19 protein-coding genes are annotated in these 19855 nt (G+C 68.5%); 13 read left to right on the top strand and 6 right to left on the bottom strand.

The genetic code is table 11. The features are described 5' to 3' along the window. The 5 genes from OG555_RS39255 (at position 1) to OG555_RS39235 (ending at position 4200) form a co-directional block, all read left to right on the top strand. Positions 1-1182, top strand: a complete 1182-nt coding sequence (locus OG555_RS39255) for a hypothetical protein (protein WP_329478600.1) — start codon at positions 1-3, stop codon at positions 1180-1182. Beyond that, a complete protein-coding gene (locus OG555_RS39250; RefSeq protein WP_329478598.1) occupies positions 1179-2525 on the top strand; it encodes an amidase in 1347 nt (448 codons plus the stop codon). Before OG555_RS39255 ends, OG555_RS39250 begins: the two co-directional genes overlap by 4 nt. A 14-nt stretch (positions 2526-2539) precedes the next feature. Beyond that, positions 2540-2953, top strand: a complete 414-nt coding sequence (locus OG555_RS39245; RefSeq protein WP_329478596.1) for a hypothetical protein — start codon at positions 2540-2542, stop codon at positions 2951-2953. Positions 2954-3256: 303 nt separating this feature from the next. Beyond that, the gene (locus tag OG555_RS39240) at positions 3257-3817 is read left to right on the top strand and encodes a DJ-1/PfpI family protein (protein ID WP_328519887.1); all 561 of its coding nucleotides are present in this window, start codon (positions 3257-3259) and stop codon (positions 3815-3817) included. Between the two features lie 59 nt (positions 3818-3876). Next, positions 3877-4200, top strand: a complete 324-nt coding sequence (locus OG555_RS39235; protein ID WP_329478594.1) for a plasmid stabilization protein — start codon at positions 3877-3879, stop codon at positions 4198-4200. Between the two features lie 9 nt (positions 4201-4209). Here OG555_RS39235 and OG555_RS39230 read toward each other — a convergent pair whose 3' ends face one another. Beyond that, positions 4210-4851 (bottom strand): GAF and ANTAR domain-containing protein, encoded by a 642-nt coding sequence (locus OG555_RS39230; protein ID WP_329484934.1) that lies wholly within the window; start codon positions 4849-4851, stop codon positions 4210-4212. Between the two features lie 138 nt (positions 4852-4989). Then, the gene (locus OG555_RS39225) at positions 4990-5637 is read right to left on the bottom strand and encodes an HAD family hydrolase (RefSeq protein WP_329478592.1); all 648 of its coding nucleotides are present in this window, start codon (positions 5635-5637) and stop codon (positions 4990-4992) included. Between the two features lie 62 nt (positions 5638-5699). Between OG555_RS39225 and OG555_RS39220 the strand changes: the two genes are divergently transcribed. After that, on the top strand, positions 5700-6719 hold the full coding sequence (locus OG555_RS39220) for a DUF4037 domain-containing protein (protein WP_329478590.1): 1020 nt from the start codon (positions 5700-5702) through the stop codon (positions 6717-6719). 3 nt (positions 6720-6722) lie between these two features. Then, positions 6723-7784: a mandelate racemase/muconate lactonizing enzyme family protein gene (locus OG555_RS39215; protein ID WP_329478588.1), complete on the top strand. Its 1062-nt coding sequence runs from the start codon at positions 6723-6725 to the stop codon at positions 7782-7784. Positions 7785-8338: 554 nt separating this feature from the next. Here the strand turns inward: OG555_RS39215 and OG555_RS39210 are convergent. After that, positions 8339-10048: an MOSC and FAD-binding oxidoreductase domain-containing protein gene (locus OG555_RS39210; protein ID WP_329478585.1), complete on the bottom strand. Its 1710-nt coding sequence runs from the start codon at positions 10046-10048 to the stop codon at positions 8339-8341. A 140-nt stretch (positions 10049-10188) separates the two neighbouring features. Next, a complete protein-coding gene (locus tag OG555_RS39205) occupies positions 10189-11640 on the bottom strand; it encodes a sulfatase family protein (protein ID WP_329478583.1) in 1452 nt (483 codons plus the stop codon). A gap of 85 nt (positions 11641-11725) precedes the next feature. Here OG555_RS39205 and OG555_RS39200 point away from each other — a divergent pair, with 85 nt between their 5' ends. The 5 genes from OG555_RS39200 to OG555_RS39180 all read left to right on the top strand — a co-directional run bounded on the left by OG555_RS39200 (position 11726) and on the right by OG555_RS39180 (position 17331). Continuing rightward, positions 11726-12742: an acetylxylan esterase gene (locus OG555_RS39200; RefSeq protein ID WP_329478580.1), complete on the top strand. Its 1017-nt coding sequence runs from the start codon at positions 11726-11728 to the stop codon at positions 12740-12742. 76 nt (positions 12743-12818) lie between these two features. Next, entirely contained in the window at positions 12819-13232 is a 414-nt protein-coding gene (locus OG555_RS39195) for a VOC family protein (RefSeq protein ID WP_329478578.1), read from the top strand. Next, a complete protein-coding gene (locus tag OG555_RS39190; protein ID WP_329478575.1) occupies positions 13229-14194 on the top strand; it encodes an RNA polymerase subunit sigma-70 in 966 nt (321 codons plus the stop codon). The genes OG555_RS39195 and OG555_RS39190 overlap by 4 nt, the downstream gene beginning before the upstream one ends. A 21-nt stretch (positions 14195-14215) precedes the next feature. Next, positions 14216-14962: a beta-phosphoglucomutase family hydrolase gene (locus tag OG555_RS39185; protein WP_329478572.1), complete on the top strand. Its 747-nt coding sequence runs from the start codon at positions 14216-14218 to the stop codon at positions 14960-14962. Then, positions 14959-17331, top strand: coding sequence for a glycoside hydrolase family 65 protein (locus OG555_RS39180; protein WP_329478570.1), 2373 nt, complete (start codon positions 14959-14961; stop codon positions 17329-17331). The genes OG555_RS39185 and OG555_RS39180 overlap by 4 nt, the downstream gene beginning before the upstream one ends. Positions 17332-17338: 7 nt before the next feature. Here OG555_RS39180 and OG555_RS39175 read toward each other — a convergent pair whose 3' ends face one another. Both OG555_RS39175 and OG555_RS39170 read right to left on the bottom strand, forming a co-directional pair. Then, the gene (locus OG555_RS39175; protein ID WP_329478569.1) at positions 17339-17611 is read right to left on the bottom strand and encodes a GlsB/YeaQ/YmgE family stress response membrane protein; all 273 of its coding nucleotides are present in this window, start codon (positions 17609-17611) and stop codon (positions 17339-17341) included. 104 nt (positions 17612-17715) lie between these two features. Continuing rightward, positions 17716-18570, bottom strand: coding sequence for a hypothetical protein (locus OG555_RS39170; RefSeq protein ID WP_329478568.1), 855 nt, complete (start codon positions 18568-18570; stop codon positions 17716-17718). A 131-nt stretch (positions 18571-18701) separates the two neighbouring features. Between OG555_RS39170 and OG555_RS39165 the strand changes: the two genes are divergently transcribed. Continuing rightward, positions 18702-19817 (top strand): DNA glycosylase AlkZ-like family protein, encoded by a 1116-nt coding sequence (locus OG555_RS39165; protein ID WP_329478567.1) that lies wholly within the window; start codon positions 18702-18704, stop codon positions 19815-19817. The last annotated feature ends 38 nt before the right edge of the window (positions 19818-19855 follow it).

Below are 19855 nucleotides of genomic sequence, written 5' to 3'. Positions count from 1 at the left end.
ATGACGACGACGGTCGGCCGTCCGGGCAGCACGCTCCGGCGGTACCGGGTCGAGTACGTCGCAGGCGGCCTCGGCGGCATCCTTCTCGTGGTCCTGGTCGCCTGGATGTTTGCTGCAGGCAACGAATCGGGTAGGCAGGTGTGGGATGGCCGCTACGCCGATGCACGGGGCCTGGCCCTGTGGTTGATCACCTCCATCAGCGAACCGCAGTACTACGCTGTCGCCTCCGCCGGCGCATGCCTGCTCGTGGGTGGCGCGATCGGGCACCTGGCGGATCGGAAGTCATGGAAGTGGCGAGGCTTCGTGCAGGCCTGCGGCACCGGACTCTGGCCGTGGGCTGCGGGCAGCGCGCTCCTGAGCTTGTCGCTGGGCACCATTGCGTGGGGGTGGACGCTGGAGCCCGGCGTCTGGCAGCCCCTCTTTGTGCCGCTCGTCTCCGTGGCGCCGGCCATGGTCGTGCTCTACGGTCCCGGACGGATCGTCGGCCTGACGGCGGCCATCACCGGAGCGCTCTTCGCTCCACCGGCGTCGATCGCCGCGGTCGACCTTGTCTGCAAGCCATTGGAGCTGCCTCTGGTCGTCGGCGCAACCAGTGGGATGTGGATCGGCGCCCTCGTTGCGTTCTCTCTCGTCCGATTCCTGCCCTGGATGCCCGCGCCTGGCGCCTGGCGGGCAGCCAAGGCAGATGACCCCGATCCACGCACCGCTTCCTGGCTGTGGGTCCTACGCCGCGCGCTGGCCGACTTCACCGAAGCGCAGTTCTTCGGCAACGAATGGGCGAGCGCCGCGATGCTTGTCGGGGCCGTCGTCGCCTACGCGATCAGCCCCTCGGCGCTGGTCTACGGCTCGGGTCTCTTCCTGGCTGTCCTTGCCGCACAGGCCGTCACCGCATTGACCGGTGTCCTCATCTGGCGCAGGCGTTGGCATGCCCACGGCTTCTACCCCACATTCGTACCGGTTGTGTCGGTCGCCCCGGCCACCGTGCTGGCCTTCGGTGGGACGGTCCCAGCCGTCCTCCTGGGCGCCCTGGTCGGCGCACTCATCGCTCCGCCGGTCGCAGCTGCGATCTCGCGCCGCCTCCCGGCGTCCTTCCATCCCTTCATCGGCAACGTGGCCTCGATGAGCGTCTGTACGGCGGTCATCGTGCCTGTCCTCGGCCTCATCCCTGGAGTCGCCTCATGACCGTCACTCCCAGCATCACCGAGCTGGCGCGCGCCCTGCGCAGCGGCGAGACCTCGGCCACAGACCTGGTCGGCAGAGCGCTGCGCCGGATCCACGAGCTCAACCCGACCGTGAACGCCTTCGCGCTGATCGACGAGGAAGGTGCCTACAGTTCGGCGCGCATCGTGGACGAAGAGCGGGCAGCCGATATCGATCGCGGCCCGCTCCACGGCGTACCGGTCGCAGTCAAGGACCTCATCGACATGGAGGGGCTCCCGACCACGTGCGGATCGGCAACCTCCTTCGGCGCGACGGCCACGGAGGATGCCGAGGTCGTCAGGCGGCTGCGTGACCGCGGCGCCGTCATCGTCGGGAAGATGACACTGCACGAGTTCGCCTATGGAGCGACTGGTGACCGCTCCGTCCATGGGCCTTCGCGCAACCCGATCGACCCCAGCAGGATGTCCGGCGGCAGCAGCGGTGGGAGCGCCGTGGCCGTAGCTGCGGGAATGGTGCCGCTCGCGATCGGCACGGACACCGCCGGTTCCGTCCGGGTGCCGGCCGCGCTGTGCGGAGTGGTCGGCTTCAAACCCGCTTACGACGCGATCTCGACCAAAGGCGTGTATCCGCTGGCACCGAGCCTCGACCATGTCGGCGTGTTCGCGACAACCGTCGAGGACGTGCGCCTCGGATATGACGCACTCGCCGACCAACCGACGTACGACGCGGAGCGTGGGGGCGAGGTGGTGGTCGGATGGATCTCGCCTCGTGACATCGCGATGACCGACCCACGCGTGGAGGCGCTGGTCCGCGATGTTCTCGACCGCTCCGGGTTCGCTGTCGAGGAAGCGCCACGATTCCCGCGGGCGCCTGGCGACCAGACCTGGTTCGAAGCCTTCACGACGCTGCAAAGCAGCGAGGCCTTCCGCGTACACGAGCACCACCTGGACGGTGACCGCGAGCTCATCGACACCGAGGTCTTCGCACGACTCCAGGCCGGAGGCCGGGTTCAGCCTGGGCCCTATGCCCAGGCTGAACACGCTCGCGACTACCTGCGGGCAGTCGTCGACGGGATGCTGCGGGACTTCGACATCCTGGCCCTCCCGACGGTGCCGATCGTCGCACCAGAGATAGGGGCCCGCAGCATCCATGTCGCCGGCAACGACCTCGAGGTCCGGTCGGCGCTGCTTTCGCTCACCAGCCCGTGGAACCTGACCGGGATGCCGGCGATCAGCGTGCCCGCCGGACGCCTCGACGGTCTGCCGGTGGCGATCCAGCTTCTGGTAGCCCCCGGCAACGAACAGAAGCTGTTCGCGGCGGCTCGAGCACTGCAGGCGACGCAAACCACGGCTCAGTCACGCTGAAGAGGAGAGATCTCATGCCGTCCATCCAGATCGACCTGCCGATCACCATCGACGCAGCCGCCAAACAAGCCTTGGCCCACCGCGTCGGCGCCATCTACGGAACCACGATGCAGGTGGCCATGGACCTCCTGACGGTCTCCGTGCACGACCTGGGCGAAGGCGGCGTCTGGCGGTGCCACGAATCCGGCCCGCCCACACCCTCGGCCCTCATCATGTGCGACATCCGCCAGGGCCGCCCCGACGAAACCCGGGCAGAGCTGGCCCAGAGCCTGATCGACGTGTGCGTCGACATGTTCGACCTGGACCGGCTCTGGATGAAGGTCGAGTTCACCCAGCACGCCGGCAACGAGATGTACCACCCCCATCTCGACGGCTTCAACTCGGACTGGAAGGGCGACGAAAGACGAAGTCAGGCCCAGGCCGGATGAGGACTCACCCGACGTGAGGCCGGTGGCCCGGCTCCTGGCGTGGGGCGCGCTGCTCGCTGCCGGGGATGGTTGGCAGTGGCAGCTGAGAGGCCTGGTACTGCGCCAGGTTGTACTGGCCGGTGGTGTCCGGCAGGGTCGGCGCTGTGCCACCGTCGGACCGCGACGTAGCTTGCCGCCGATTCCCGGATGACCACCGGGCGAACGTCCGACGACCAGCAGCAGCACCGCAGGGACCACCCTTGACCGGTGTTGGGGGGCGGAGGAGGCTTGCGGTGGTGACGGACGCTGCGAAGGAGATGCGTGATGGCGAAGGTTCTGATTCTCACCGGTGATGCCGCGGAGGACCTGGAGGTGTTCTACCCCTACCAGCGGTTGCTCGAGGAGGGGTACGACGTTGACATCGCCGCGCCGGCGGTGAAGAAGCTGCAGTTCGTGGTGCACGACTTCGTGGACGGCTTCGACACCTACACCGAGAAGCCCGGGCACACGTGGCAGGCCGACGTCGCGTTCGCGGATGTGGATCCGGCCGACTACGTGGCGGTGGTGATTCCCGGTGGGCGGGCGCCGGAGTACATCCGCAACGACGCGGACTGCCAGCGGATCGTCAAGCACTTCTACGGCGAATCCAAGCCGGTCGCCCAGCTCTGTCACGGACCGCTCATTCCCGCGGCGGCCGGTGTCCTGAACGGTCGCAAGACCTCGGCGTACCCGGCCCTGGAGCTCGACATGCGCGGCGCGGGAGCCGAGTGGGTCGACGGCGACGCGGTCGTCGACGGCAACGTCGTGTCCGGACGAGCCTGGCCTGATCACCCGACCTGGATGCGCGCCTTCATGACGATCCTGAAGGAGCACGCACCGGCGTAGACCGGGGGATTGTGCTGTTGCGCGGCGGGTACCGGCGGGCTACGGGAAAGGAGTAGACCATGCCTGCAGGATCGAGCCCGAAGCGGGAGCGGCAGTACGAGCACATCAAGGCCGGGCTGAAGAAGCGCGGCCGGAGTGAGGACACCGCGGAGGAGATCGCGGCGCGCACGGTGAACAAGGAACGGGCGCGGTCGGGTGAGGCGAAGCAGAAGAGCCGGAGCTCGACGCACGACATCTCGTCGAGCCGGCGTGGTGGGCTGCGCTCGCACACCGGGTCGAAGGGCCGGACCAAGGAGCAGCTCTACAATGAGGCGAAGCAGAAGAACGTCAAGGGCCGGTCGAAGATGACCAAGGCTCAGCTGGCGAAGGCCGTGGGGCGGTAGCCGGCCCGGTCAGCGCGGGAGCTTCCGGGTGTCGATCAGTTGCTGGGCGACGTCGCGGAGCTTGGTGTTCGTGTCCTGTGAGTAGCGCTTCAGGATGGCGAACGCGCGGTCGCCGTCGACGGCGTACCGCTCCATCAGGATGCCCATCGCCTGGCCGACCAGCTTGCGGGCGTCGACCGCGGCCGACATCGTCTGCTCGTGCCGCGCGGTCGCGAGCGCGACGGTGGCATGCCGGGCCAGGATGTGGGCGATCGCCTCGTCGTCTGTGTCGAAGGCGTCCGGCTGCGGGCTGTACAGACCGAGTACGCCGACGGTCGGCGAGGCTGCGTCACCCAGAGCCAGCGGTACGTCGAGCACGCTGCGGACTCCGAGCGCGGTGACCTTCGCCGCCCAGTCGGGCCAGCGGGTGTCGGTGGTGGTGTCGCGGACCAGTACGGTCGCCCGGTCCCGCATCGTCGCGAACAGCGGACCGTCCTCGCCCTTCATCTGGAACTGGTAGATCTCCGCCACGACCGGGTCCGTCACCGCCGGTACCTCGGGCTGCCCGCCGCGGGTATACAGGGCGACGCCCGCATAGCTGCAGTTCAATGCCTGGAGCGCGAACTGGACGACCGCATCGACGGTCTCGTCGATGCCGTCCGCCTCATGCATCTCCAACGCCAACCGCGCGAAGGTCGCGGCCACGCGACCGTTCGCCTGCGCGTTCTCCACTGAGCTGTCACCGGTTGAAGCTCTCAGCCGAGCTGTGTCCTCCATAGCTCCATCATGCCCTCACTGCCCATCCCGGTGTCAGGGCTCGAGGAGGTGGAGGGCTTCGGTGACGGTGTTGGTGACGGGAGCGCCGGTGGATTCGAGGGCGGCGCGGCTCATGGCGCCGGTGGTGACGAGGATGGAGTGGGCGCCGGCGGACCGGGCGGCGTGCGCGTCGTCGACCACGTCACCGATCAGGACGACCTCGGCGGGATTGAGGTTCTGGGCCTCGAGGTGGCGGATCAGGCTGTCGGCTTTCGAGTCGCCACCGACGTCACCGGCCAGGCCGTCGATGCGGGTGAAGTACCGCGTGAGGCCGAACTCCTCGATGGTCGGGGTCAGCCGGGTGTGGAACCACATCGACAGCAGCGACTGACTGCGGCCGCTCTCGTTCCACTGCCGCAACGCGTCCGTCACCCCTGCTGTGAGACCGCAGGTATGCAGGAGTGCGTCGTACCGGTCGTGGAAGAGCTTGTCGACCCGAGCCCACTCCTCGTCGTCGAGCGCGCGGCCCAGGATCCGCTCGTACGTCGCCCGCAGCGGCCGCGCGTACGCCGCCTGCCACTCGGGCCAGCTCAGCTCCGCCCGGCCGAACCCGGCACACACCTCGTTGACCGCGGCCAGCACGACCTGGTTGTCGTCCAGGAGGGTCCCGTTCCAGTCCCAAACCACATGCGAAACACTCATCACCCGCGACACTCTAGACGGACGACGATCGGGTGCGACGTCGAGCTGTTGAGGAGGCAAAGGTGGAGTTTCGTGGTGCGGGGGAGCTCGGGGTCGGCTTTCACGCCGAGGTGATCGCGCCGTTGGTGGGCGACGTCGGGTATGCGGCGGGGTTGCTGGGCTGGGGGTCGGATGTGCTGGGCTACGACACCGAGCGGTCGACGGATCACGGGTGGGGTCCGCGGGTAGTGGTGTTGGTGGATGCGGGAGAGGTCGAGCGGGTGCGAGCGCTCGTTAAGACTGGGCTGCCGGAGGAGTATCAGGGTTTCGCGGTCCGATTCGGGTGGGACGGTCGGGAGCCGGGACACCATGTGACGGTCGCGACGCTGGGGGATTGGCTGCGCGGGCAGTTGGGGTTCGATGCCTCGCGGGGGATCGGCCTCGAGGATTGGCTGATCACTCCACAGCAGCAGATTCTCGGAGTCGTTGCCGGGCGCGTGTACGCCGACGACGGCCGGCTGGAGGCGGTCCGTCAGGCCCTCGCTTGGTATCCGGATGAGGTGTGGCGCTGGCTGCTCGCGTGTCAGTGGTCTCGCATCGCGCAGGAAGAGGCGTTCGTCCAGCGCACCCACGAGGTCGGCGACGAGCTGGGGTCGCGGATCGTGGCCGGGCGGCTGGTGCGGGATGTGATGCGGCTGGCCTTCCTGCAGTCGCGGACCTATGCGCCGTACTCCAAATGGCTCGGTACGGCGTTCGCGCGGTTGGGGCACGACGACGGGCTGGACCAGGCGCTGGCGGAGGTGGTCGCCGCCGATGACTTCAGTCAGCGTGAGCGCGCCCTGATCACGGCGTACGAACTGGTCGCCCGTCGGCACAACGCCCTCGGGATCACGGACGCGATCGACCCGTCGCCACGGCCGTATTTCGACCGGCCCGCGATGGTGGTGGGGGCTTCGCGGTTCGTCGACGCGTGCCTCGCCACGGTCGAGGATCCCCGGCTGACGAGGCTCGGGCGGTTCGGAGCGATCGATCAGTTCGCCGACAACACCGACGTCCTGAGTGCTCCGGACGCGTACCGTCGGCTGGTCGGTCTCTATCGTTGAACGATGACACTTGCCAGGCATGTCATCAGAGCTGTCACAACCGCCGAGATCGGCTACCGGTACGTCCGTCCCGTCGGGCGCAACTCGTTCCGTGGTGATCACGGCAGTGGCGGGACGGCAACGGCGTACGTCGTGGAGACGGATCGTGGGGCCACCGGCTGGGGACTTCCCTTGTCCGCCGGGGATCCGGCGCGACTCGTGGGCAGGAATCTGGCCGAGCTGATCGACCCGGATCGAGGCGTGATCGACCCCGCGGCCGAGTTCCTCGACTATCCGCTGCACGATCTGGCGGCGCGGATCCTGGAGGTGCCCGTCTACGCGATGCTCGGGTCCGCGGGTACTCCGAGGATCCGGTGCTACAGCGGCGGCATCTACTTCGACGATCTCGATGCGGCGGAGGGGATCGAGGTGATCCGGGCGAACCTTCGCCAGGACCACGACCTCGGGTTCCGCGACTTCAAGCTGAAGCTCGGACGCGGGTATCGCTGGATGGACCCGCTGGCCGGGCTCGAGCGGGACATCGAGGTGACCCGGCTGGCTCGCGAGCTCTACCCGGACGCCGAGATCTTGGTGGACCCGAACGATGGCTACACGGTGAACACGCTGACGGCGTACCTCGACGCGGTCGGGGACTGCCGGCTCTACTGGATCGAGGAGCCGTTCGCCGAGCGCTGGGAGGACTTCCGTTTCCTGCGCGAGCTGCTCGGCATGTCCGGGCCGAAGATCGCGGACGGCGAGTTCGATCCGGACGAGGAGCACATCGTCAGGCTCGCGCAGGAAGGGCTCCTGGACATCGCGCTGATGGATGTCATCGGCCACGGCCTCACCGCGTGGCGACGAACGATGCCACGCCTCGTCGACGCGTCCACCGAAGCTTCTCCGCACGCCTGGGGCCTGCCTCTCAAGACCCTGTACGCCGCTCACCTCGCCGCCGGACTCGGCAACATCCCCATCGTCGAAGGCGTCCCCGGCCACACCGAGGGCACCGACGGCGACGGCTACACGCTGGCGGACGGTTACGTCATGCTGTCGGAGCAGCCCGGGTTCGGCATCAAGTTGCCGTAGCCAACGTTTGCGTCGACGTCGCGAACGGGCAGATTGACAAGTTGGAGGGCTCTTCTGCTGGATGTGGGTGGTTCGGAGCGTGTTGCGTGGTGCTCCTGGTCGGTTCCCGCTCCGTCCCGGCCCCCACCCGGTGTGGGGGCGGTGCGGACTGTCGACGGTCGGCCGCTGTTGGTCGGTGCGGGTATGTCTGGGCAGCGTCACCCACCTGGATCGGCAGACTCCCCCGACCCCGATCTGACTCGGGGAGAGGGCTGGCCATGGGTCCGTGGCGCTGGAGGGTGTGGGCACGCAGATACCGGCCCCGGGGTGCGCCCTGTTCTGTTCGGGTGGAGGGTTTTCTGCCGGTTTGAGGAGGGTTTTCCTCCCGGATCGGGCTAAAACCCTCCACGCACCAGGACTCCGACCCCACCGAACCCCACTGACCAGGTGATGGACGATTGCCTGAGCCTGGGTCGGCCAGCCGACCGCGAACACGTCCTGTCGAAAAGTCCGCTGTACCGCACCCACCCCCACCCACACATCAGTCAGAAGAGCCACTTGGAGCTTGAATTCCACTACATGTCCAGAACCAGGTCGGTGGTTGGGCGAGAACAGCAGATGAGGACCTGGCCGTCCGGCGGTGATTCCAGTGGAGTGGGGGAGTAGGCGACCTCTCCGGACAGCAACGGCGTCACGCACGTCTGGCACACGCCGGTGCGGCAACTGAAGCGCGTCGGGACGTCGCAGGCGTCGGCCAGGTCGAGCAGACTGCCCTCGCCACCTGGCGTCGAGAGGCCGCTGCGGGCGAACGTCACCAGCGGCCCGGTGCCGAGCTCGGCAGGTTGGTGGGGCGGACGCAGCGTCTGGTTGACGATGCCCGGGTTGGTCGACGGCAACGCACTGAACAGCTCGGTGTGGATCCGCTCGATCCCCACGGCGGTCAGCGCCTCGCGCATGTCCGCCATGAACGCGACCGGGCCGCAGATGTACGCCGTCGCATCGACCGGGAGCGCCAGGTCGACCAGCTTCTCCTTGGTGAGCCGCCCACCGGATGAGCTGTAGTAGACATGCTCATGGGCATGTGGCAGCGTGCCCAGCACATCGTTCGCTTCTGCGGCCAAGGGGTGTTCCGCTGGTCCGCGGGCGGTGTAGATCCACCAGATTTCGCGAGTACTGCGCGCGGCCGCGAGCGCATGCAGCATCGCCATGACCGGTGTGACGCCGATACCGGCCGACACGAGCACGACCGGCTCGGTGCCGTCCTCGAGCACGAACTCGCCTCGAGGTGCCGCAACCTCCAGTACGGCGCCGGGCCGCAGCCGGCTGGTCAGGTAGCCGCTCGCGATCCCGTGTGGCTCGTGTTTGACGCTGATCCGGTAGCTGCCGGTCCCGGGCGTGGAGGACAGCGAGTAGCTGCGCACCGGGACCGGCTGTCCGGCGTCCGGCAACCGGAACGTCAGGTACTGGCCCGGCCGGGCCGCAGGCAGGTCGATGCCGTCGGTCGCCGCCAGCCGGATCGACGAGACGGTCGGGGTTTCGGTGACCACGTCGGTCACCCGCAACGCACGGAAGCCCTCCCAGGCGGGCGGTGTCGCCCCCGATGTCCCCGCTGCCGTGAACGTACCCGCGCCGGTCGCATCGGCCTCCAGGAGTTCACGGAACGACCCCTGCCAGCCGGGGCTGAGGGCCGGGATCTTCAGGGCACGACGCACACCGTCGAGGTCTCGATGCGGGAGATAGAGCAGAGCGTCGGTGTCGGCGACGCTCAGCGCGCCCGGACCGGTCCTGGTCTTGACGATCGCGTCACCGGCCTCGACCCGGCCCTCGGTGATCACCCGGAAGTAGAACCCCGGCCGGTGGTGGGCGACCAGCAGCGCCGGCAGCTCCGGCTCGCCCATCCGCAGACCGACCCGGTAGCAGGTGACGCGTGGCTGCGTCACCTCGAACTCGGCCTCGCCGATCCGGTACCGGTCGCCGATGCACACCTCGTCGTCCGGCAACCCGTCGACCGTCAGGTTCTCCCCGAACTGCCCGTACACGAAGTCGTCCCGGCCGAAGTGCTGTTCCCAGTGGTGGTACGACTCGATCTGGTAGACGAACACCGCCCGCTGCTCACCGCCGTGGCCGGCGGTGTCGCCCTGGCCGTCGCCGTCGAGGTTCAGCCGCCGTGCCATCACCGGACCGTCGACCTGCTCCTTCCAGACGCCGGTGAAGACGGTCTTGCCGTTCCACGAGACGTTCTTCGGTAGGCCGACGTTCACCGACAGCAAACTGGCACTGGTCATCCCGAGCGTTCCTCCACCGTCAGGTCCAAGCGTCCTAGTAGCCCCACGCGGCACCGCGAGCGTCGCCGATGTCGCAATAGCTGCACAAACAGAATGTCTGACCCACGACCGGTGTCAACGCTGGACCAGGTGCTGCCGCGCTAGCTCCACGGCCACGTCGGGTGCGGGGTCGACGGGCCGGTGTACGGCGTGTCCGCGTAGTGCCGCTGCAGTTCGGCGAGCTGGTCGGTCAACGCCGCACGGGTCTCGGCGTACGCCGGATCGTCCGCAACGTTGACCAGTTCCTCCGGATCGTTGCGCAGGTCGTACAGCTCCCACTCCGCAGCGAAGATCCGGTCCGACGACCCCGGGACGCCGAGGCCCGCGCCGTAGTAATGGATGAGCTTGAACTCCTTCGTCCGTACGCCGTAGTGCGCCGGAGCGTGGTGACTGGGGTCGTCGTGCTCCCAGTACCGGTAGTAGATCGCGGACGGCCAGTCCGGAACGTCCGTTCCGCGTAGCAACGGCAGGAAGCTGCGGCCCTGGGACGTCGGCAGTGCGACCGCGGCCTCCAGCCCGGCCATGTCGAGGAACGTCGCGGCGAAGTCCACGTTGGTCACCATCGCGTCGCAGGTGCCGCCGGCCGGGATCTCCGGGGGCCAGCGGATCAGCATCGGCATCTGCAGGGACTCGTCGAACATCAGCCGCTTGTCGTACCACCCGTGCTCACCGAGGAAGAACCCCTGGTCGGAGGTGTACACGACGACGGTGTTGTCGCGGAGCCCTTCGTCATCGAGGACGTCCAGCAACCGGCCGACGTTGTCGTCGATCGACTGCACGCACTGCAGGTAGTCCCGCAGATAGCGCTGGTAGTTCCACCGCATCCGCGCGTCCCGGTTCTCCGCGCCGCGCAGCCCGGCCGGCAGTTCCTCGCCGAGCTCGTCCGCACCGAGGTCGTCCGCCACCGACATCCGCACGCCACGGACCGCCTGGCTCCGGGTGGAGTAGTCGTCGAGCAGTGTGGCCGGCTCCGGGATCGATCCGACCGGGTAGAGGTGCTTGTGCTTCTCGTCCGGAACCCACGGCCGGTGCGGCGCCTTGTGGTGCACCAGCAGCAGGAACGGCCGGTCCGGATCGCGCTGCCGGATCCAGTCGATGCTCTGATCGGTGACGATGTCCGTCGCGTAGCCGGGCACGATCCCGGCGCCGTCCGGGCCGATCATCAGCGGATCGACGTACTCGCCCTGCCCGGGGAAGACCCGCCACGCGTCGAAGTGCCGCGGGGCGGACTCCGGTCGCTCTCCGAGGTGCCACTTGCCGAACAGTGCGGTCTGGTAACCGATGTCCTTCAGCACCTCCGCGAAGGTCGGCACCCGGTAGTCGATCTCGGTGTAGATCGACGCCACCCCGTTGACATGGCTGTAGGTGCCGGTCAGGATCGACGCCCGCGACGGAGAGCAGATCGAATTGGTGCAGTACGTCGCATCCATCCGGACCCCGTCCTGAGCGAGCCGGTCCAGGTGCGGAGTGCTGTTGACCTTGCTCCCGTACGCCGAGATCGCGTGGGCGGCGTGGTCGTCGGACATGACGAAGACGATGTTCGGACCAGGCATCAGCTCACCCTAGCGGGAAGTTGTCCGGTATTGGAGACCGCTTACCGCCAGCGTCCGGTTCGGCGTAGGTTTGTTGCTCATGGCCATGTTCGATCTTTCTCTCGACAAGCTCCGCGGATACCGGCCCGAGGTGGCCGCACCCGCCGACCTGGTCGATTTCTGGCGCCGCTCGATCGAGAAGGCGCGCACCGACGACCTGTCCGCCTCGTTCACCGCGATCGACAACAAGCTCGCCGTGATCGACACCTACGACGTCACGTTCGCCGGCTTCGGCGGTGCGCCGGTCAAGGGCTGGCTGCACGTGCCGGCCGGCGCCACCGGTCCGCTCCCGACCGTCGTGCAGTACTTCGGTTACTCGGGCGGCCGTGGCTTCCCGCACGTCACGAACCTGTGGGCGCAGGCCGGGTACGCCCACTTCGTGATGGACACCCGCGGTCAGGGCTACAGCGCCGGCGGCGGCAGCGGTACGCCCGACGACAGCGCGTACGCCGGTCTCAACCACACCCCGGGCTTCATGACCGCGGGCATCACCGACCCGGAGACGTACTACTACCGCCGCGTCTTCATCGACGCCGTCCGCGCACTCGAGGCCGCCAAGGCGTCCCCGCTCGTCGACCCGGACAAGATCATCGTCACCGGCGCCAGCCAGGGCGGCGGCATCTCGATCGCGGCGGCCGGGCTCGCCGGACTGGCCGGGATCGAGTTGCTCGGCTGCGCCCCCGACGTACCGTTCCTGTGCCACTTCGAGCGGGCGCTGCAGATCACCGACGAGGATCCGTACGGCGAGATCACCCGGTACCTGAAGGGGTTCCGCCACGACGTCGATGCGGCGCTGCGGACGCTCAGCTACTTCGACGGGGTGAACCTGGGCCGGCTGGCCACGGCGCCCACGCTGTTCTCGGTCGCGCTGATGGACGCCATCTGCCCGCCGTCCACGGTCTTCGCCGCCTACAACCACTACGGCGCCCGGCCTGACGTCGCCAAGGACATCGAGGTCTACAGCTACAACGAGCACGAGGGCGGTCAGACCTACCAGCAGCTGGCCCAGCTCGACTGGTTCGCGAACATCTTCGCCGCGAAGGAGTCATCGACGGACCGATGAGTTTCCGGTGCGGGCGGCGTTACACGGTCACATGCGTCGGTCAGACTGTGACCGACCCGACCGCAGGAGGCCGTCAATGGACTGGAAGCTCGAACTCGTCATCGTCCCGGTAACGGACGTGGACCGGGCGAAGAAGTTCTACACCGACCAGCTCGGGTTCCACGAGGACGTCGACCACAGTGTGGGGGAGTCGTTCCGCGTGGTGCAGCTCACCCCGCCGGGGTCGGCGTGCTCGATCACGATCGGCATCGGGCTGACGAAGGCGGCGCCCGGGACCTACCAGGGCACGCACCTGGTGGTGAACGACATCGAGGCGGCCCGGGCCGAGCTGGTCGAGCGCGGGGTCGAGGTCAGCGAGCCGTTCCACTTCACCGCCGAAGGACAGCAGACCGGTCTGAGTCCGAACCGGAGTGACTACGAGACCTTCCTCAGCTTCTCGGACCCGGACGGCAACGGCTGGACGGTCCAGGAGGTCGGGAAGACCAAGTGAGCACGCTGGAGGAGTTGGCGTTCGCGGGTGACGAGTCCGCGTTCGCCGACCTCGCCGGACGGCACCGGCGCGAGCTGCATGTGCACTGTTACCGAATGCTGGCGTCGTTCGACGACGCGGAGGACGCCGTGCAGGAGACGCTGCTGCGGGCCTGGCGCGGACGGGACGGGTACGACGGGCGGACCTACTTCCGCGCGTGGCTGTACCGGATCGCGACCAACGTCTGTCTGGACGTCGTACGACGGCACACCCGGCGTACGGCGGCACCCGGAGAGGTCTCGTGGTTACAGCCGTACCCGGACCGGATGCTCGACGAGATCGCGGCACCCGCCGACGAGCCGGATGCCGTCGCGGTGGATCGGGAGACGATCGAGTTGGCGTTCCTGATCGCGCTGCAGGCATTGCCCGCGCGTCAGCGGGCAGCCCTGATCGCGCGGGATGTGCTCGGGTGGTCGGCTGCGGAGACCGCCGTACTGCTCGAGACCAGTGTGGCTGCGGCGAACTCCGCACTGCAGCGGGCGCGGGCGACGATGCAGCAGCGGTTGCCGGCTCGTCGTACCGACTGGAGTGCACCGCGGCCGACCGCCGAGGAGCGCGACGTGCTGGATCGGTTCATCGACGCGCATGAGCGGTGTGACGCCGCGGCGGCGATCGCGATCGCGGCCGAGGACCTGCGCGTGTCGATGCCGCCGAACCCGCTGACCTTCGACGGCCTCGCCGCCGTCCTGCCACTGTTCGAGCGGGCGTTCGGTCCGGATCGGGACGGTGAGTGGCGGCTGGTGCCGACGTCGGCGAACCGGTTGCCGGCCGCGGCGTCGTACCTGCTGCGGCCCGGGGACACGGTGTACCGGGCCTTCAAGCTCGACGTGCTCCGGGTCAGCGACGGCAAGGTCGTCGAGATCATGACCTTCGGCTACTCCCGTTTCCCGGCGTTCGGACTCCCGGACCGATTGACGACCTGAGGCACGGCCTAGTCTGGGGACATGCTGCTGGGACTACCCACGGGGATCCGGGCCTGCTTGTTCGACCTGGATGGTGTGCTCACCGACACCGCCGCCGTTCATGCCGCCGCGTGGAAAGAGATGTTCGACGAGTTCCTCCGTGCCTACGCGCAGCGGCAGGGAATCCCGTTCGTGCCCTTCGACGCGCGCAAGGAGTACGACGCCTACGTCGACGGCAAGCCGCGGGCCGACGGGGTGCGGGACTTCCTGACCGCGCGCGGGATCACGCTGCCCGACGGAACGCCGGACGATCCACCGACCGCGATGACGGTGAACGGCCTCGGCAACCGGAAGAACGTGGCCGTCCAGCGGCGGATCCGGACCGAGGGCGTGCACGTGTTCGAGGGTTCCCGGCGCTACCTGCAGGCCGCCGTCCAGGCCGGACTCCGGCGAGCCGTGGTGTCGTCGAGTGCGAACACCCACGAAGTACTGGATGTCACCGGACTCGCGCAGTACGTCGAGCAGGTCGTCGACGGCGTGACGATCAGGACCGAAGGGCTGCGCGGGAAGCCCGCGCCGGACACGTTCCTGGCCGCGGCCAAGGGCTTCGGGATCGACCCGTCCGAGGCGGCCGTGTTCGAGGACGCCCTGGTCGGCGTGTCGGCCGGCCGGTCCGGACACTTCGGGCATGTCATAGGTGTCGACCGCGTCGGACAGGCCGACGAGCTGAAGATCCACGGTGCCGATGTCGTGGTCCGCGACCTGGCCGAACTGCTGGAGGGTGAATGATCGACCGCGGGCATCATCCGATCGAGCCGTGGCGGTTGCGGGAGACCAGGCTCGCGCTCGACAAGCTGGCTCAGTCGGAGTCGTTGTTCGCCTTGTCGAACGGTCACATCGGGCTGCGCGGCAACCTCGACGAAGGCGAGCCGTACGCGATCCCCGGCACCTACCTGAACTCGTTCTACGAGCAGCGCCCCCTCCCGTACGCCGAAGCCGGCTACGGCTACCCCGAGTCCGGTCAGACCCTGGTCGACGTCACCAACGGCAAGCTGATCCGGTTGCTGGTCGACGACTCGCCGTTCGACGTCCGCTACGGCTACCTGACCAAACACGAGCGGTCGCTGGACTTCCGCACCGGCATCCTGCAGCGCGATGTGGACTGGACCTCGCCCGGTGGCAAGCGGATCCGGGTCCGCAGCCGCCGGATGGTGTCGCTGACCCAGCGGGCGGTCGCCGCGATCGAGTACATCGTCGAGCCGGTGGACCAGCCCGCGCGGTTCGTGATCCAGTCCGAGCTGGTCGCGAACGAGACCCAGCCGAAGCTGTCCGACGATCCGCGGGTGGCCGCCGTACTGGACAACCCGTTGAAGCCGGTCAGCCACGACGGCGGGGAGAACGGCGTCGTCCTGATCCACCGGACGACGCGCAGCCGGCAGTTGATGGCGGCCGCGATGAGCCACGAGGTGGACACCTCGGTGCGCTACGCGATGGACCTGGATGTCCGCGAGGACTGGGCCCGGTCGACGGTGATCTGCCAGCTCCAGCCCGGCGAGAGTCTGCGCGTGGTGAAGTACCTGGCCTACGGCTGGTCCAGCCTGCGGTCGGAGACCGCCGTCCGGGACCAGGTCGCGGCGGCGCTGGCGAGTGCGCGCTTCTCCGGCTGGGACGGGCTGACCGCCCAGCAGACCGAGTTCCTGGACGACTTCTGGGACGGCGCCGATGTGGAGGTGCATGGTCATCCGGAGTTGCAGCAGGCCGTGCGCTTCGCGCTGTTCCACATCCTGCAGGCCGGTGCCCGGGCCGAGCGGCGGGCCATCCCGTCGAAGGGCCTGACCGGCGCCGGGTACGACGGTCACACGTTCTGGGACACCGAGGGCTTCGTGCTGCCGGTCCTGACCTACACGATGCCCGACGCTGCCGCGGATGCGTTGCGCTGGCGGCACTCGATCCTGCCGTTGGCTCGCGAACGGGCCGAGGTGCTGGGGCTGCGCGGCGCGGCCTTCCCGTGGCGGACGATCCGCGGTCAGGAGTGCTCCGGCTACTGGCCTGCCGGTACGGCGGCCTTCCACATCAACGCGGACATCGCCGAGGCGGTGATGCGCTACCACCGGGCCACCGCCGACGATCAGTTCCTCGAGGAGGTCGGGCTCGAACTGCTGGTCGAGACGGCCCGGCTGTGGATCTCACTGGGCCACCACGACCGCAACGGCCGCTGGCATCTGCCGGGCGTGACCGGACCCGACGAGTACAGCGCTGTTGCCGATGACAACGTCTTCACCAACCTGATGGCGGCGCGCAACCTGCGCTCGGCGGCGGAGACCGCGGCCCGGCTGCCGGCCACGGCCCGCGAGCTCGATGTCGACGCGGAGGAGGAGGCCGCCTGGCGCGACGCCGCCGCCGCTGTGTATGTGCCGTACGACGAGGATCTCGGCGTACACCCGCAGTCGGAGGGTTTCACCGGGAACGCTGTGTGGGACTTCGAGGCGTACAAGGACAAGTACCCGCTGATGCTGCATGCGGCGTACTTCCAGCTGTACCGCATGCAGGTGGTCAAGCAGGCCGACCTGATGCTGGCCACGTACTGGTGCGGCGACGCGTTCACGCCGGAGGAGAAGGCGCGGAACTTCGACTACTACGAGCGGCTGACGGTCCGGGATTCGTCGTTGTCAGCGTGTGTGCAGGCCGTGATGGCGGCGGAGGTCGGTCACCTGGACCTGGCCTACGACTACGCCTACGAGGCGGCGCTGATCGACATGCGGAATCTGCACCACAACACCGGCGACGGTCTGCACATGGCGTCGCTCGGCGGTGCCTGGAGTGCCCTGGTCGCCGGCTTCGGTGGCCTGCGGGACCGGGAGGGTTGTCTGTGTTTCGATCCCGCGCTGCCGCAAGGCCTGTCCGGGCTGAACTTCGCGATCCGCTGGCGTGGGGTCCGGCTGAAGGTGGAGATCGATCCGGTGTCGGTGAAGTACTCGGTGCACGACGGCGAGGGCGCTCAGGTGACAATCCGGCACGCGGGGGAGGACATCACCGTCACCGCGGACAAGCCGGTGATCCGGACGCTGGACAAGCGCACGCCGTTGCTGCCCCGCCCGCCGCAGCCACCCGGCCGCGAACCGCGGGCCGCGATGGCGAGCAACGAGCGGGACCTCTAGCCGGGGCTCACTTCTTGTTGCGCGACGTCAGCTGGTTGCGGGCCGACAGCGACTCCGCGGTGCCGACCAGCAGCACCGAGGAGATCACGGCGACGATGAAGCCGAGCACGTTCAGCTCGAAGATGCCGCCGGTGCCGAGCAGGCTCGCGATCGTGCCACCGATCACGGAGCCGGCCAGTCCGAGCAGCAGCGTGGCGAGCAGACCGAGCTTCTGCTTGCCGGGCGTGAAGAGCCGGGCCAGCGCTCCGATGATGAGTCCGGCGATGATGAAGCCGATCATGTCTGTGTCCTCCGAGTGCTATTGGGTCTCTGCATCCAGTGTCCGGGCCCGATGGGGTCCGGTGCAGTGGAGTTCACCCTGATCGCACCCGGAGCGGACCCTGGTCAGGCGTGCGCCAGCGCTTCGAAGAGCCTGGTGGTCTCGAGCAGGCGCGGGGTCCGCTCGAGCACGTTCAGGACGGTGGTGCCGGTTCGTTCGGTGGCACGCTCGTCGTGGCCGAGCAGTTCCTTGTAGCCGGCCCTGCAGGTGGACTCCGCACCGAGGATCTCGGCGTACAGCTCGACGTCCGCCAGGTCGGGATGCGCCCTCAGCAGTTGCAGAGTGTTCTTCACGCACCGGATCAGCGTCGGCCTGGCCTTGTTCGACTGGAACCGTGAGAGCAGCTGGTCGGCCAGCCCCTTCGCGACGAAGTACTCCGCACTCGACACCTTGTCCCGCAGGTAGCGCACGCCGGCGGCCTCGCGGACGTCGTCGGTGAGCGCGCAGACCGCCCACTGCGGCGGCACGATGAACACCTGCGTCGCCGGTACGTACGCCGGCAGCCCGCGATCAGGGCCGAGGGGGCCGCTGTTGGTCACCGCGTTCAGCGCCGCCTTCGACGCCTGGTCGGTCGGATTCGCGTACGGCGCCGTGACCAGCCGGGACGCGAAGCTTGCATCCGGTACGACGATGACCGACAGGCTGCCGGTGTTCTGCAACAGCAGCGACGTGTGGGTCGGGTCGGTGCTGGCGTCGAGCCGCACCCCGTCCATCTGGGACTCCGGTTCGAGCGGCTCGGTGGACTGCGAGCAGTCCGTCGCCGGCTTGAGGACCGCGGTGGGGGTGCGCGGGATGACGATCGACGGGGTCCCGACCGTACCGTCGCCGGAGTCCGCGCCCTCCGCACTCGAACAACCCGCGACGGCGACCGTCGCGATCAAGACCGCAAAGGGCAGAAGCGCCCGACCACGCACCGCCACGATGACCCCCTGCACCGCCGAGCTCCCAGGTCCCCACCTGCTCGGTTGGCCTCAGTCTCGCATCACGCGGAGTAGTTGGACAACCGTCCCGGCGGCCGCGAACTGTCCTGGGCGTGGCTTAGCCTCGCGGTATGACTGTCCATCAGCTGTCCCGGCGCGACGCGCGGCGCCTCGCGGTCCGGGCGCAACTGCTGACGAGTGAGCGGCCGGCCGGGCTGTTCGAGGTGGTCGAGGGGCTCAACGTGCTGCAGCTGGATCAGACTGCCCACGTTGCGCCGAATGCTGATCTCGTCGCGTGGAGCCGGCTCGGATCGTCGTACGACGTGAGCGAGTTGGCCGACGCGCTGGCGACGCAGGAGCTGCTGGAGCTGCGCGGGTTCGTGCGGCTGCCGCAGAGTCTGGCGCTGTTCCGGGCCGAGATGGCGGAGTGGCCGGCCAGCAGGAGGCCTGATGGGAAGCTGCTCGACGACCAGGTGTACCGCCGCGACTGGGTCCAGGCGAACGAAGGCTGCCGGCTCGACATCCTCGAGCGGCTGCGTCAGGACGGCCCGTTGCTGATGCGCGACCTGCCGGACACCTGCGTCGTGCCGTGGGCGTCGACCGGATGGACCAACAACCGGAACGTTTCACAACTGCTCGAGTTCATGATGCAGCGCGGTGAGGTGGCGATCGCGGGCCGCGACGGTCGCGACCGCCTGTGGGACCTGGCGTCGCGGGTGTATCCCGACGAGCCGCTGGTCCCGGTCGAGAAGGCCCGGCAGATCCGGGACGAGCAGCGGCTGCGCTCGATGGGCATCCTGCGCGCGAAGGGCCCTGCGTGCCCGGGCGAGCCGCTCGATGGCGGCGTCGCGGGCGAGCCGGCCGTCGTCGACGGTGTCCGCGGTGAGTGGCGCGTCGACCCGGAGCTGCTCGGCCGGCCCTTCTCCGGACGTACGGCGCTGCTCTCGCCACTGGACCGATTGGTGTACGACCGGAAGCGGATGACCGAGCTGTTCGAGTTCGACTACCAGCTGGAGATGTACAAGCCGGTCGCCAACCGCAAGTGGGGCTATTTCGCGCTCCCGATCCTGCACGGCGACCGCCTGGTCGGGAAGGTCGACGCCACGTCGGACCGCAAGGCCGGCGTCTTCCGGGTCGACGCGATCCACGAGGACGCGCCGTTCCCGAGGTCGCTCGGCACCGCCGTCCACCGCGAACTCCGCGACCTCGCGCAGTGGCTCGACCTGGAGCTCGTCGTCATGATGTGACGCCGGTCACATCTGATGTTGACGCAAACACAAGGCAT

The organism is Kribbella sp. NBC_01484 (assembly GCF_036227145.1).
In the GTDB taxonomy this organism is placed as follows: domain Bacteria; phylum Actinomycetota; class Actinomycetes; order Propionibacteriales; family Kribbellaceae; genus Kribbella.
This window is presented reverse-complemented; position numbering and strand designations above follow the sequence as displayed.